This window comes from Parabacteroides sp. AF27-14 (assembly GCF_003635425.1).
Lineage (GTDB): Bacteria > Bacteroidota > Bacteroidia > Bacteroidales > Tannerellaceae > Parabacteroides > Parabacteroides distasonis.
In genome coordinates this window covers 34,998-49,753 of sequence record NZ_QTLZ01000013.1, presented here as the reverse complement: position 1 = coordinate 49,753, position 14,756 = coordinate 34,998, and the positions used below count along the sequence as shown (strand labels likewise).

The following is a 14,756-nucleotide window of genomic DNA, read 5'->3' as shown; positions in this document are numbered from 1 at the left end:
TACTGCTTTCCTAATCCCTCGAGCAAAAACAGCCTTTAATGAATGGCAGGTCTTCTGACTGACTCCCATCTTGAGGCCTTCCCGGTCGCTAGAACCAGTGGCGATAGTGTTGTTTCAAGATGTTCTTCGGAGCTTCACAGCAGCGGGACTGTCCGGGATTCACACCCGATTCCCTTTTAATCCACATACCCGAATGGTATATGCGGAACCGATTCGGGGGCAAAGATAGTATTTTTTATTTAACTATCCACTTCAGCCAGGCCGGAATATACGGAATACACGGATCCCAAGTAAAATTCCGTACAATAAGCTCACAAGAGAAGCTTATGCATAAAGCATTAAAAATCAACATTAAAAAAACAGGATAATCTTTCTGCGAAAACACATACATGTTTTTGAAAAAAGTCGTACGTGTTTTCTGGAAAGGTCGTACGTGTTTTCCTGAATCCTTCCACCGAAAACAATAGCGCATGCTAAAATTTACAAGAAGCTCCACTTAAATGAGATGTTAAATGAAAAAGCCTTACTTTTTGTAGAGTCAACAGGCAAGTACAGTTTTTATACATTTCGTTTGTTCGTGTTCTCAGCTATTTTGTGTAACTTTGCGTATGCTTGAAGGCATATCAATTTGAAGCTGCCTATTCTTGCTTGCGTTACCTTGTCGTAATAATTGGCTCAAATAAAGAATAAGACTCTACAATGAGATGAATTGAACACATGAAAACTGAATATCAAAAATGTATGGATGAGGAGCCTTTCGACGGCTCATCGCCCGAAATAACGGAAATGACTGTCCGTAACAAAAGGCTACTACACCAACTCAGAGAAACGGATTATGCCGACAATGAGGCAAAGCAGCGCATCTATCGGCAGATGTTCGGAAGTATCGGCAAGGATGTTTACATCGACATAGACTTCCGATGCGAGTATGGGAAAAACATCTATTTCGGGAACAAGGTGATCGTGAACATGAACTGCACGTTCCTCGATAATAACAATATCATTATCGGTAACAACGTGATGATAGCCCCCGATGTGAAAATATATACCGCAACTCATTCCGTCCACCTTGCGGAAAGGATGCCGGAAAGGACATGTCCCGGAGCGTCCATCTGCGACACAATTGCCCGACCTGTCCTTATAGAAGATGGTGTATGGATAGGAGGCGGCTCTACAATCCTTCCGGGTGTGACTGTCGGCCAAAACTCTGTCATCGGAGCAGGCAGTGTTGTCGTGAAAGATATTCCTGCCAATTCCATAGCTGTCGGCAATCCTTTCCGTGTAATTAAAAATATCGAAGATAATGATTAAAAACCTCATTTTTGATTTTGGCAAGGTCCTTGTAAATCACGATTTGCAACCCTTGCTTGAACGACATTTCGGGGATGATGAAGTGTCGCTAATCGGTTTTCACAAGATTCTATCAGATCCGGAATTTATAAACATGTGCGACCGTGGAATAATCCCGTTTGAGAAAATGATTGACGGAGCGATAAAAAGGTATCCTGAATATAGTGATGCCTTCACGTTTTTCAAAGATAATTATCTTGAAGAGATAACAGGAGAGATTGAAGGTATGCGTGTACTTCTAAAAAAATTAAAGCAATCCGGATTCAAACTATATGGGTTGACGAACTGGAGCGACACAATCTACCGGGTCATGGAGAAATTCGACATATTCCGGTTGCTTGACGGTGTGGTAATATCGTGTGAGGAACATTTCATCAAGCCTGAAAAGGAAATTTATCTTCGCCTTTGTGACAAATATAGCCTTAAACCGTCGGAATGTTTGTTTACGGATGACAGAATGGTGAATGTGTTGGGTGCAAAGGCGATTGGAATGGAAGCTGTATTGTTCACAACACCCAAAGAATATATTTTTGAAATAGAGCGAATTTGCGGTATCAAAATTGAACAATGATGAATACCAGAAATTGCAACAGCCGGAGATGCGTTTAGAGAATAGCGAATATCGCACCATTGATTAACGACAAATAAAACAAAGAAGAATATGGGTATCGGAAAATGGATAGGCGGTGTCTTGGGGTTTATGGCATTCGGACCACTGGGCGCTTTAGCCGGTATTATATTAGGCTCTTTCTTTGAGGAAGAGGCAAACATGACGGGACAGCCCTTCGGTGGCAGAACCAATTACGATGATCAATATACACGAAGAGACCCATACGCCGGGGAGCGTAACAGTTTCCTTTTCTCCATGTTGGTAATGGCCTCCTATATCATCCGTGCCGATGGGAAAATCATGCACAGCGAGATGGAATATGTCCGTCAATTCCTCCGAAGGAACTTCGGCGAGATCGCCGTAGGCCAAGGTGAAGAGATATTGCTAAAGCTTTTCGACCAAGCCAAACGCATGGAGCAAGAGAATAGCATAGGATTCAAGAATACCATCCGGGAATGCGGAACCCAGATCGCATACAACCTAAGTTATGAGGAGCGGCTGCAACTGCTGGCGTTCCTCGCCGAGATCGCTAAGAGCGACGGTAATGTTTGCGCCACCGAGATCAACGCTTTAAAAGAGGTAGCCATAGCGATGGGAATGTCTGAAAAGGAAGTTGAATCCATGTTAAATCTTCAGGAAAACTCCCTAGATAACGCCTATAAAGTATTAGAGATAGAACCCACGGCTACGGACGATGAGGTGCGTGCCGCTTACCGCCGCATGGCTATCAAACATCATCCGGACAAAGTAGCCAACCTTGGTGAAGATATCCGCAAGGCCGCCAATGAGAAACTCCAAAAGATCAATGAGGCTAAGGAGCGTATCTATAAAGCGAGAGGCATGAAGTAAATAAGAAAATGGAAATATTTTCTCAATGTCTGTATTATTTAATTAAAAAGACCTACCTTTGCCCACGATTTTAGTAATCAAGCTATCACATAGTTTGGTGAGAGGGAATCCGGTGTGAATCCGGAGCTGTTCCTGCAGCTGTAATCCTCATTAAGTTGGTTAGAAGTTCAAAAGCCACTGTTCCTAAGTCGGAATGGGAAGGTTTCTAACCAGAGGAGAGCCAGAATACCTGCTAAAGTCTTACAATAACATCAAGCTTCCAGGATAGAAGTATGTGTCATACAAAAAACGATTCAATTTATTTTTTGAGACATAACCAGATAGAGGCTTGTTGTTTTATTTCGTGTACAAATAAAACACTATATGAGGCTTTTAGCATTCGCTATTCTGGTGGCATGCGTACAATCCGTATGCGCCCAAAGCATATTGAAAGATCCGAAGGAACTTTCCGTGCTATTGAACGAGGTCGTGGTCACCGGTACGGGTACCGAACACTATCTGAAAGACGCCCCTGTGCAAACAGAGGTAATCACTGGCAAAGCCCTTGACAGTTACCAAGGACGCAGTATGTAAGATATTCTGGAAGGGCTGAACGCTTCCATCACCTTTAATCCGAGCGACATGGGTAGTGGCATCCAGATGAACGGATTAGGCAACGATTACATCTTGATCCTTATCAATGGCAAACGGATCAACGGAGATACCGGCGGACAAAACGACTTGAGTATTATCAACCCCGCCAATATCGAGCGTATCGAGATCGTAAAAGGTGCCGCCTCTTCCCTGTATGGCTCGGACGCTATCGCCGGTGTTATCAATATTATCACGAAAAAGAACCGGGATAAAGTGAGCCTATCGAATACGACTCGTGTCGGATCGTATGGAGATATATTGGAAAGCGTACAAATCGGCATTGGGCATAAGAGAGTGAATTCCACCACCTCACTTAGTACGACCCATACGGACGGCTGGCGAAATACGACCCAAGAATGGGACCATCACGAGGTAATGAATGGAACCGTGACACGAACCGTAAACCGATCCACGAACTTTACGTTAAGGGAGAACTTAACCTACAAAGTGAACGACCGGCTGAGCCTTTCGGCCGATGGCTCTTTTTACCAGAAATGGAATTATCGTCCGCACGGCGCATTCAAGTATTATACCTATGATCAATTCTACCGGAACTTCGATGTGGCCGGAGGAGCTAAATACGCATTGGGAGGACTGAATTTTCTTTCGGTAGACCTAACTTATGGTAACTATAGTTATTTCTATAATTACCATCATAAAGATGTTACGAACTTCTTCGATCCGGAAACGGATTTACGTATCACTCGTTATCCCGGAGAACATATTCTGGAAACCTCTCAACAACGTTTCCTAGGACAAGCCAAAAGCGTATTCCACCTCGGGGAAAACAATATCCTAAGCGCCGGACTCGAATATCAATACGATCATTTGAAATCTCCCCGGCGTATCGAGAACGGGAAAGCCTCCGTATTTACGGCTTCCGCTTATGTACAAGACGAATGGAATCCGACGGATCGGTTGAATGTGACGGTAGGTGGGCGCTTCGTCGTGCACCAAGAGTTCGGGGCTACGTTTACCCCTAAAGTCTCCGCCATGTACAAACTAGGCGACTTCAATATCCGAGCCACATACTCAAATGGATTTAAGGCTCCTACCTTAAAGGAGTTGCACGATGATTATATCACGCAGATCGGCGGCGGCCCGTGGAAACATTATTATGGTAATAAGGATTTAAAACCGCAAAAGTCCAATTATTATTCGGCGAGCGTAGAATATCATGCGTCGAACCTGCAGATCACGGTAACAGGATTCTACAACCGTATCAAGAACATGATCGCCTTGACCGAGATCCCGACAAGCGCCGAAGACAGATTGGATGAGATCGAGGCCAGCATGCAACACAAGAACTTATCCAAAGCCCGCTCTTTCGGGGGAGATATATCGCTCACCTATCAAATCCTATCTTCCTTGGCTATTGGTGGAGGCTATAGCTATACGGATGCCAAAGCGCAATATACGGATGATCCGGCCGACTCGAATTATATGCTCTACACCCCGATCAACGGAACCTCATTCCATAATGCCAATTGGAAACTAGCATGGAACCATGCGTGGAAAAAGTATAAATTGGATGTCACCTTGTTCGGCCGATACCAATCCACCCGCTTTTATATCACGGACGGTGATGGAAAAAGTTATCAGCTATGGCGATTGAATACCCGTCATAACGTATTGAAAAAGAAAAAATGGAACCTAGATATCAATGTCGGTATCGATAATATCTTCGATTATGTGGATCGTACCCCGTTCGGACGCCATCGTGGAACTACGTCTCCCGGACGGACTTGGTACGCCTCCTTTATCGTGAAATTTCAGAATAAACATAAACTATAAACAATCTTAAAAGTTAAATGCGATGAACAAATTTAAGTACCTTTTGCTTGCGGCGAGTCTATTTGCCTCAAGCGCAGTTTTTACCTCCTGTGATGATGGAGACGACGACAATACCGCAAACCCGGCGGAAGAAGTCGTAAAGACAAGTAAGAAACATGACACGGCGATCTTGTTGTGTACATTCGGTAGCACATTCAAAGAGTCTATCAAGACTTACGACGCAACATTGGCCGATTTCCAGAACGCATTTCCCGATGCGGACATCTATTTGTCATTTACCTCCCGTACTTGCGTGAATCGTGTAGAGGCAGAGACCGGTATCGCACGTTACCAACCGGACCTTTGGTTACAAGCTCTAGGAAATGCCGGTTACAAGAAGGTAGCGGTACAGTCCTTACACATCATCCCGGGTGAGGAATACCTAAGCTTGATGAATACGGACGTGAAGAAGAAATTCATGATCGAGTCTTTCCCGAGTGTTCAAGTCGTAAAAAGCCCTTGTTTGGTATACGACGAGGATGATGTGGAAGCCGTAGCGAAAGTCCTATACAGCCACTACAGTGATAAATTGGCTGATAACAAGAACATCCTTTTATTAATGGGACATGGTAACCCGGATAAAAACTATAACGCAAATACGAAATACACGGAAACAGAAGAGGCTATGCAAGCCTTGGCCGCTAACAAGAATGTATTCGTAGGTACCGTTGATTACGGAGATATGTTGTTCTGGCCGGAAGAAGGCGAACCAAATGAGGAATGTGTCTACTCCAAACTTACCAAATACTGCGAGGATCATAACTTAAAACCGGAAGAGATCACGATCTCCTTAGCTCCGTTCATGTCTATCGCCGGAGACCATGCGCATAATGACCTTTGGGGTATCGAGGAGGGTGATGATTTCAGCGCTGCCGCTCCTAACGCCGACGCTTGCTGGAGACTAAAACTTTTGAAGATGGGCTTCAAGATCGACACGGAAGAAAGCCATAACGGAAGCTTGGAGAATTGTAAGATCATAGGATTAGGCGATTACGACGCTATTCGTCAGATCTGGGTGAATCACCTAAAAGCATTATATAATGACGCGGAAGCTTGGGAAACCGGAGAAGACTACCAGTAAATAATTGAGAATTGAGAATTGAAAATTAGGGAGTACTTACTGAACCAATTTTCAATTCTCAATTTTCAATTGTTCAGTGTGTATATAATTTCTTTCGATCAAAAATCGTCGCCCGTTTATATTTCATGGCGAAACGGATGTGATCGATAAATAAAGACCGGATCGCCGGATTCTCACCTAGAGGTTTTAAATAAATATCCACATCGAAACCCTGTTGACGTAGCCCTTTCTGCCAGAAATCCGTAACCGTATTTTCCGTACCTCGAATCAGTACGAACATAAAAGGAATCAACTGCACACGCTTATGACCGGCTTGGCGCATTTGCTCACCTACATCCTCGATCGTAGGGAAACCCTCACGGGTTCCGGTATAATAATCTTTCATTCCTTTGGTCTGGAACATATACCCCAATTTCGCGTAAGCCGAGTTACTGGCATGATAAGTTCCGTGCGCCACCAATAACTTAGCCCCATTTTTAGTCACTCCAGAAGGTGAGGAAACCGCTTTCATCACCGCCTCATAATCGGTATCATCATATAACAAGGGATTACCTACACGCAAATCCTTAAACAAACCTTTTCGCTGTTCCGCCTCTTTGCGGATCGCTTCCATTTCCACACCCTCTATAATGATAGTCGGTTGGATTATCACATGGGTAAACCCTTGATCACGCAACTCTACCAAGGCATCCGCCGGCAACTGAACCCAAACACCTTGCACCCTCAACCGACTCACTACGCTACGGGCGCTATAAGCCTGCCGGACTTCCACGTCTGGGAAAGCCTCCTTGACACGCTTGTTCATCACATCGAGTACTTGGGTACGAGCTTCCGGGTAAGCACTCCCGAAATGTACCATCAAGATCGCTAACTTATCTCCCTTTTCCATGCTCTCCCGGATATCGGAAGCGTAAAACTCCCGCCCGGGTTTCGCCCATAATGAACAGGCGAGCCCGAGCAGGAGTGAACAAACAAACATGGATCGTAAAAATCCCCTATACATTATTATATTAGTTAATAGTTGACATGTGACAGTTTACTGCTTGAAACGGACCAGAAGGCTGACGTAATAGGTACGGCCCGGGGTCAATGTAGCGTAATTGTAATTAAAGGGACGATCATCTACATAATCAAAAAGGTTCTCGATACCTACTCCCGGTTCCAACAAGAAATCGCCGGCTCTAAACGTATGGCTCGTATTGAGATTCCACAAGGAATATTTCGGTGCGTATCCATAAGAAGTAGAATAACGTTCCCCTTGGATACGTCCGTTAAAATTCACGTTCAGCTTATACTTATTCCAAGTATGAGACCACATAGCCGCTACCGTACCACTATGCTTAACGGTCTTATCCAAAGGCTCATCCTCATATACGTTTTTTCCATCCATGAAACTATAGCCACCATTCAAGGTAAAGCCCGCTCCCAGATAACTATTGAAGGCCACGTTAATACCTTTGATCTTCGCTTTATCGATATTCGCACGCATCTGTATCTCATCATAGTACGTACCATGGGCGGTGTTATAAGCATCCCGTTCCGCCGTATCCAACATCTTATAGTTAATCATGCTACGTACGTTATTCATAAAAGCGGACACGGACAAAGAGAAATACCGCATCGTATATTCTGCGCTCAACGTAAAATTGTCGCTCTTCTCCGGGTCCAGATCCGGATTACCGATCGTAAGGCGAGTCGCTCCGGACGCTTTCTTCTCCGATTCCGTATACAACTCTTTCAATTCAGGTGTACGGAAACCAGCCGCATACGATCCGCGGAAATTAAAACCGCCTACCTTATACAGCAAAGCCACGTTAGGAGTCGCATAACTCTTAAAATTCTCATGGTAAATATAGCGCAAACCCGCGTACGCTTGGAAATGCTCATTGATATTGATCTCGTCTTGAGCATAAAGCGCAGTCGTGTACATACTTTTACCCGCTATGTTATCCGTCTCGCTACTCAGTAACTCTTTAATGAACTCCGCACCAGCCGAAAGCTTATTATATTTGCCCAAACGAAAGATTCCCTTGACATTCAAGTTATGGTAATGAATCCGTTTCGTCATATCACTCTCTCCGCTTTTCTTTCCATCAAAGAAATCCTTATACGTACTATGATTGTCCGACAGATAATCAGCGTTCAAATAAGAGTTCTTATTAATCATGTATTGAGCGCCCGCCCCATAAGTGAACGTCTCTTTTCTCATATCATAGTTGGTCGTATTCACTTTATCCATTGGCATCGGACGATCGCTGGAACGTCCGAAGAAAGTACCACGCACATAAAAAGACAAACGATCCGTAGCGTCGTACGTGAAACGTTGGTTGATCACGTTCCGGTGAAATCCCTCGGAAGCTTGCTTATTGGTAGGAACCAACTCGCCTTTACTCTCCGTATAGGGATTTAATTGCCAACCATCGGCCCGTTGATATTGATAAGAAGTATATGAACCGAACTTCCCTACATTCACGTCCGCATTGACCGACTGCAAGAATTGGTTCTTGCTACCATAACGGCTATTGCTCGTCACGTTCACCTTATTACGGGAATCATCCGTGATGATATTGATAACGCCGGCGATCGCATCGCTACCATACAAAGCGGAAGCGGCCCCGTTCAATATCTCTACCCGCTTTACGTTAGACATATCGATACGGGAATAGGTATCATCGCCGGCCAAACGCTTACCGTTTTCCAAGATAACCACGTATTTCTCTGTCAATCCGTTCATATTCATCGTAGCCCCCTGTCCGTTTTCCATAAATACGATACTCGGATTCAGCTTGGTCATCGCATCTTGGAAATTGGTTACGCTCGCCTCTTTCAAGTCTTTTCCCGTAAGCACTTTCACGGGAATAGGAGAATTACTCATGCGGCGATGCGAACCGGTACCGGTTACCACCACTTGATCGATATTCACATACTTTTCTTTCAGCTTAATAACGACATCTTTTTCCGAGTGATCCGTTTGATACACGCCCTGTTCATAGCCAAGGTAAGTCACACGAATACGATGTCTACCATCGGGAAGGTTCAGCTCAAATTTTCCGCCGGCATCCGTGGTTGTACCATTCAAGGATTCCGACACGCGGATATTCGCGCCCGGGATTGGTTCATTACTTTCATCCACGACCTTACCCTGTAAACGTACCTGCGCAAATGATACGTTTATCGCACAACTTACAGCTAAAGCCGCGCACAAACACTTTCTTTTCATAAACGATTTGTTATTATGTATATTTCCGCTTTCCTGACCCCGAGAAAAACAGCAATAAAAACGCTTGGCAGGTTTCCTGACTTACTTCGTAGAGAACGACCTTCCCGTCTTTTACAGACAGTGGTATGAGAAATGTTTTCTACTTTACAAAAGCTTACAGTAGCGGGCACTGCTCCGGATTCACACCGGATTCCCTCTTTATGACGAAACCGGATGGTTTTTACGTCATCACCAAAACGGGGGCAAAAGTATGAATTATTTTATATAAACAAAAATATATCCCGGCTTATGTTCTTTAATAGCTTTACAAAGAGAAGCTTATAACACATCACATCGCCAAAAAGGAAAACAAAAGCAATCATGCAAGATACAAAGTTTTCCAAAACTTTTTACAACTCACTGTAAATTAATATATTAACATAATTTAATCAGCAAAAAGTTTTCCAAAAAGAAAATCATATAGAGTAATAAGATACCTTTGCACGCATAATCAATCACAAATTAATCGACATCATGATACAGACAGTTGTTAAACGGGACGGGCGTATCGTTGGTTTCAACGAGGAGAAGATAGTAACCGCTATCCGTAAAGCCATGTTGCATACAGACAAGGGAGAAGATATGCAACTGATTCGCCAAATCACAGACCATATCTCATTCAAGGGAGAACCTCAAATGACCGTAGAGGCGATTCAAGATGCCGTGGAACTGGAATTGATGGCCAGTAGCCGGAAGGACGTAGCGCAGAAATATATCGCTTACCGAAATCAGCGAAGCGTAGCCCGCAAGGCGAAAACACGGGATATGTTCTTGGAGATTATCAATATCAAATCCAACGACATCACCCGTGAGAACGCGAATATGAACGCCGATACACCCGCCGGCATGATGATGAAATTCTCCAGCGAGACCACCAAGCCGTTTGTCGATGACTATTTATTGAGCGAAGAGGTCAAGGAAGCCGTATCTAACAACTACCTCCATATTCATGATAAAGATTATTATCCGACTAAAAGCTTGACCTGCGTACAACACCCGTTGGATCGCATCCTGAAATACGGGTTCTCCGCCGGTCATGGCGAATCACGTCCGGCTAAACGAATCGAAACCGCAAGCATCCTTGGCTGTATCTCTCTAGAGACCGCCCAAAACGAGATGCATGGCGGACAGGCGATACCGGCGTTCGACTTCTACCTAGCTCCTTACGTACGTAATAGCTTTATCGAGGAAGTAAAGACCTTAGAGGATTTATACGGACAGGATTTCTCCCACTTATATAATAAGCCTATCGACGATTACCAGACACAGACCTTGGATGGATTAAGCGGTGATAGACGCGTCATACAACATGCCATCAACCGCACGGTAAGCCGTGTACACCAATCGATGGAGGCTTTTATCCATAATATGAACACGATCCATTCCCGTGGAGGCAACCAAGTGGTATTCAGCTCCATCAATTATGGGACCGACACCTCGGCGGAAGGTCGTTGCATCATCCGGGAGTTATTAAAAAGTACTTACAGAGGCGTAGGTAACGGCGAGACCGCTATCTTCCCGATCCAGATATGGAAAAAGAAACGAGGCGTAAGCTATCTGCCGGAAGACCGCAACTACGATCTTTACCAATTGGCCTGCAAGGTCACCGCCCGTCGTTTCTTCCCGAACTTCTTGAATCTCGACGCGACCTTCAACCAAAGCGAGGATTGGAAAGCGGACGATCCTCAGCGCTATATCCACGAGGTAGCGACCATGGGATGCCGTACCCGTGTATTCGAGAATCGTTTCGGACCGAAGACTTCTATCGGACGAGGTAATCTCTCTTTCTCGACGATCAATATCGTGCGATTGGCTATCGAGTGCATGCAGGTGGAGAACAAGGAAGAGCGTATCGCCCTATTTTTCGCTAAACTGGATCATATGCTGGAACTTACGGCTCGTCAGTTGCATGAGCGTATGGAGTTCCAGAAAACCGCTTACGCAAAGCAATTCCCGTTGTTGATGTCTTCCTTGTGGTTAGGCTCGGAAAAATTGAAGCCTAACGATTCGATTGCCTCCGTTATCAACCAAGGCACCTTGGGTATCGGCTTTATCGGACTGGCCGAATGTCTGGTGGCCCTTACCGGTAAGCATCATGGCGAAGATGAGGATTCGCAAGCCTTAGGCATAAGGATCGTTACGTATATCCGGGATCGTGCCAACCAATTCTCGGAGCAATACCAACACAATTATAGCGTACTGGCAACTCCGGCAGAAGGTTTGTCCGGCAAGTTCACGGGAAAAGATCGTAAGAAGTTCGGATCGCTCCCCGGTATCACGGATCGGGATTATTATACGAACTCTAATCACGTCCCGGTATATTATAAGTGCAGTGCCCGTCATAAAGCCGAAGTGGAAGCTCCTTATCATGATTTGACTCGTGGCGGCCATATCTTTTACGTAGAGATGGATGGCGACGCTACCCATAACCCCGAAGCGATCATGCGTGTCGTGGATATGATGGATAAATACAATATCGGATACGGTTCCGTAAACCATAATCGTAACCGTTGTCTGGATTGTGGCTACGAGAACTCCACCCCGAATCTGGAAGCCTGCCCGAAATGCGGCAGCAAACACTTGGACAAACTTCAACGCATCACCGGTTACTTGGTAGGAACCACCGACCGTTGGAACAACGCCAAGCTATCCGAGTTGAACGACCGTGTCACCCACAACTAATTTTCAATTGTCAATTTTCAATTTTCAATTACCATGTTGTCTATCATAGATATCATCGAAGATACCACCGTAGACGGTCCGGGATTCCGGACCGCCATCTATGCGGCGGGTTGCCCGAACAAATGCCCGGGTTGCCACAACCCCGAATCATGGGACATCCATAAAGGGAAGAAAGTAAGAACGGAAGAGATCGTGGAGAAAGTGCTGGCTGACGAGTTCGCCAATGTCACCTTCAGCGGAGGAGATCCCATGTTCCAACCGGAAGGCTTCACCGAGGTAGCCAAGGCGATCAAGGAAAAAAGCCAAAAGACGATCTGGTGCTACACGGGATATAAATTCGAGGACCTGATAAAGAACCCGGCACAAGCCGCCTTATTATCCTATATCGACGTATTGGTAGATGGCCGCTACAAACAAACCCTTCGGGATGAGAGCCTTTTATTCCGGGGAAGCAGCAACCAACGGTTAATTGACGTACAAGCTTCTTTAAATAAAAAGGAAATCGTAAAATACAAGTACGATCCTTTTATTTAAGGCTTTTAAGGCACACACATGCATAAAATCTTGTACGGAATAAGAAATAAACATCCGTTCTCTTATATATAAAGAGAATTGCATCAGCATCTATTCCTCAATTTTCAACGTGGTCTGTACAAACCACGGCGTGATTTATAAAATCCACGGCGTGATCCGTACAGACCACGTCGTGAATTCTAAAATAGAAGCATATCCAACAGAGAATATATAAGTATCCGGATAATTATTCTTACTGAAGCGAGACGGATATTAGCATGATTTCATACCTTTGCATCCGAATTGGTTCCGTACGCTCGTTCGGGCATACGGATTAAAAGGGAATCCGGTGAGAATCCGGTACAGTCCCGCTGCTGTGAAACTCCTTTAACATTCTAATACTACTTTCGCCACTGGCCTAGTAAGCCGGGAAGGCATTAGAATGGGAGTCAGTCAGAAGACCTGCCATTCATTTAAGATTCATATCCTCGTGGGTTAGGGTATAGAGAACACATATATAAGAACAAAAAGAAGATGATGACAGACAAGGAAGTATTGTTATTACGGCGCAAATTGGATCTTTTGCTCCGTACGGGAAAATTGTTGATGGAAAGTGCCGCCGATACGAACCGTATCGAGCGCAACATGAAGCGGGTGGCCGCCTTTATGGGGATTCCCGAGGAGAAATTGCATATCGATATCCGATGGACCATGATTATGGTGAACGTAAGCGATGAGCGAAACTCATTCTCCAAATTCCAGAAATGCGAGAAACATGGTATTAACATGACAACGATATCACAGGTCAGTAAGCTCTCATGGCGGGCGATCGAGCAAGATTATTCCTTGGATAAATATGAGGAAGAATTGGAAAAGATAGTTCGCCAACCTCGGAATTATACCCCTTATATCGTAGCGATCGGAGCAGGATTCGCTTGTGGAGGTTTCTGTAAGTTATTTGGAGGAGACTGGATCGCGTTCTTGTTAACCTCGATCTGTACTTTTATCGGTTTCAGGGTGCGTGCCCGTTGTGTAGAGGCTGGCCTTAACGCCTACATGGGGATCGCTCTTGCCGCCTTTATTTGTACTTGTCTAGCATATGCCTCATCTTTTCTGGGAATATCCGGTACTCCGTATCTCCCGTTACTGGCTTGTGCCCTATTCATCGTACCGGGCGTACCTTTGATTAATTTTGTAGACGATATGATCGATAATCACTTGCTGGTCGGTATTACCCGTGCCGCAAACACGGTGATGATGGTAGCGGCAATGACTTTCGGTATCGCTTTCGCCTTGCGCCTGCTCGTGATGAACGACGTATCGATCGACCATAAATTCAGCGAACTAAGCATGGTCCCGCATGATCCGTATTACGTATATGCGATAGCGGCTGCCATATCCGCCGTTGGTTTCTCTATGATATTCAATATCCAACGCCGTTTATTATGGGTGGTTGCTTTAGGCGGTATTATCGCCGTATGCATCCGGAACTTCGTGAACTTCGAGCTGGGCTATGGTCCCGTGATCGGCTCGTTTATGGGAAGTTTCGTTGTCAGCCTGATCGCAGTGAAAGCGGTTCATTGGTTCCATGTACCGAACCATGTATTGACGATCCCTTCTGTTATCCCAATGATCCCGGGAGTATTGATGTATCGCTCGTTATTAGGTTTTATCAACCTTCACGGGGTGATCGGCGAGGTTACGAACGCCTTCTCCAATGGTATTAACTCCGCCCTCATCATCCTTTGTATCTCTTTAGGCGTAGCCGTCCCCAATATCTTCGCCCGTCGTTACATCGCCAAAGACCGCCAACGTTATCTGCAAGAGGAATTGGAGAAACGCAGGCAAAGAGGTAAGTTTATCGAGTGGTGATTTAAGCTGGCCATTCGTGGGTATTCCCGACCGTCAAAATACATATTTATAGGTATTGCCGAGACTAATAAGAT

Annotated in this window: 9 protein-coding genes, 1 pseudogene and 4 riboswitches; of the genes and pseudogenes, 8 read left to right on the top strand and 2 right to left on the bottom strand. The window is 45.0% G+C overall.

Translation table 11 applies throughout. The annotated features are described in order from the left end of the window. Window positions 1–26: 26 nt before the first annotated feature. A riboswitch (cobalamin riboswitch) is annotated at window positions 27–228 on the bottom strand. Between the two features lie 489 nt (window positions 229–717). From DWY79_RS13970 to DWY79_RS13950, 5 genes and pseudogenes are all read left to right on the top strand, one after another. Further along, window positions 718–1,311, top strand: coding sequence for a sugar O-acetyltransferase (locus DWY79_RS13970; RefSeq protein WP_121961567.1), 594 nt, complete (start codon window positions 718–720; stop codon window positions 1,309–1,311). Beyond that, the gene (locus DWY79_RS13965; RefSeq protein ID WP_121961568.1) at window positions 1,304–1,921 is read left to right on the top strand and encodes an HAD family phosphatase; all 618 of its coding nucleotides are present in this window, start codon (window positions 1,304–1,306) and stop codon (window positions 1,919–1,921) included. The genes DWY79_RS13970 and DWY79_RS13965 overlap by 8 nt, the downstream gene beginning before the upstream one ends. 90 nt (window positions 1,922–2,011) lie before the next feature. After that, the gene (locus tag DWY79_RS13960) at window positions 2,012–2,809 is read left to right on the top strand and encodes a TerB family tellurite resistance protein (RefSeq protein WP_008779150.1); all 798 of its coding nucleotides are present in this window, start codon (window positions 2,012–2,014) and stop codon (window positions 2,807–2,809) included. Window positions 2,810–2,863: 54 nt separating this feature from the next. Further along, window positions 2,864–3,061, top strand: a riboswitch (cobalamin riboswitch). A gap of 111 nt (window positions 3,062–3,172) precedes the next feature. Beyond that, window positions 3,173–5,236 (top strand): annotated as a pseudogene (locus DWY79_RS13955) (TonB-dependent receptor plug domain-containing protein). A 22-nt stretch (window positions 5,237–5,258) separates the two neighbouring features. Beyond that, on the top strand, window positions 5,259–6,356 hold the full coding sequence (locus DWY79_RS13950) for a sirohydrochlorin cobaltochelatase (protein WP_122145067.1): 1,098 nt from the start codon (window positions 5,259–5,261) through the stop codon (window positions 6,354–6,356). Window positions 6,357–6,429: 73 nt separating this feature from the next. On the opposite strand, the gene DWY79_RS13945 is transcribed toward DWY79_RS13950, so the two are convergent. Together DWY79_RS13945 and DWY79_RS13940 are read right to left on the bottom strand one after the other, a co-directional pair. Further along, on the bottom strand, window positions 6,430–7,359 hold the full coding sequence (locus DWY79_RS13945; protein WP_122145068.1) for a sirohydrochlorin cobaltochelatase: 930 nt from the start codon (window positions 7,357–7,359) through the stop codon (window positions 6,430–6,432). A 33-nt stretch (window positions 7,360–7,392) separates the two neighbouring features. Beyond that, window positions 7,393–9,576, bottom strand: a complete 2,184-nt coding sequence (locus DWY79_RS13940) for a TonB-dependent receptor (protein WP_009275336.1) — start codon at window positions 9,574–9,576, stop codon at window positions 7,393–7,395. A 48-nt stretch (window positions 9,577–9,624) separates the two neighbouring features. Further along, window positions 9,625–9,827: riboswitch (cobalamin riboswitch) on the bottom strand. A gap of 262 nt (window positions 9,828–10,089) precedes the next feature. On the opposite strand from DWY79_RS13940, the gene DWY79_RS13935 reads away from it, so the two are divergent. From DWY79_RS13935 to DWY79_RS13925, 3 genes are all read left to right on the top strand, one after another. Next, a complete protein-coding gene (locus DWY79_RS13935) occupies window positions 10,090–12,297 on the top strand; it encodes an anaerobic ribonucleoside triphosphate reductase (protein WP_122145069.1) in 2,208 nt (735 codons plus the stop codon). 33 nt (window positions 12,298–12,330) lie between these two features. After that, entirely contained in the window at window positions 12,331–12,831 is a 501-nt protein-coding gene (gene nrdG / locus DWY79_RS13930) for an anaerobic ribonucleoside-triphosphate reductase activating protein (RefSeq protein ID WP_008772872.1), read from the top strand. 266 nt (window positions 12,832–13,097) lie between these two features. Beyond that, window positions 13,098–13,295, top strand: a riboswitch (cobalamin riboswitch). A gap of 49 nt (window positions 13,296–13,344) precedes the next feature. Continuing rightward, window positions 13,345–14,682 carry a threonine/serine exporter ThrE family protein gene (locus DWY79_RS13925; RefSeq protein WP_008779144.1) on the top strand — a complete coding sequence of 446 codons (1,338 nt, stop codon included), beginning with the start codon at window positions 13,345–13,347 and terminating at the stop codon, window positions 14,680–14,682. The last annotated feature ends 74 nt before the right edge of the window (window positions 14,683–14,756 follow it).

Coding starts and splice junctions, on each gene's coding strand:
- DWY79_RS13970 (WP_121961567.1), top strand. CDS start 718: ATGAAAACTGAATATCAAAAATGTATGGATGAGGAGCCTTTCGACGGC.
- DWY79_RS13965 (WP_121961568.1), top strand. CDS start 1,304: ATGATTAAAAACCTCATTTTTGATTTTGGCAAGGTCCTTGTAAATCAC.
- DWY79_RS13960 (WP_008779150.1), top strand. CDS start 2,012: ATGGGTATCGGAAAATGGATAGGCGGTGTCTTGGGGTTTATGGCATTC.
- DWY79_RS13950 (WP_122145067.1), top strand. CDS start 5,259: ATGAACAAATTTAAGTACCTTTTGCTTGCGGCGAGTCTATTTGCCTCA.
- DWY79_RS13945 (WP_122145068.1), bottom strand. CDS start 7,359: ATGTATAGGGGATTTTTACGATCCATGTTTGTTTGTTCACTCCTGCTC.
- DWY79_RS13940 (WP_009275336.1), bottom strand. CDS start 9,576: ATGAAAAGAAAGTGTTTGTGCGCGGCTTTAGCTGTAAGTTGTGCGATA.
- DWY79_RS13935 (WP_122145069.1), top strand. CDS start 10,090: ATGATACAGACAGTTGTTAAACGGGACGGGCGTATCGTTGGTTTCAAC.
- nrdG (WP_008772872.1), top strand. CDS start 12,331: ATGTTGTCTATCATAGATATCATCGAAGATACCACCGTAGACGGTCCG.
- DWY79_RS13925 (WP_008779144.1), top strand. CDS start 13,345: ATGATGACAGACAAGGAAGTATTGTTATTACGGCGCAAATTGGATCTT.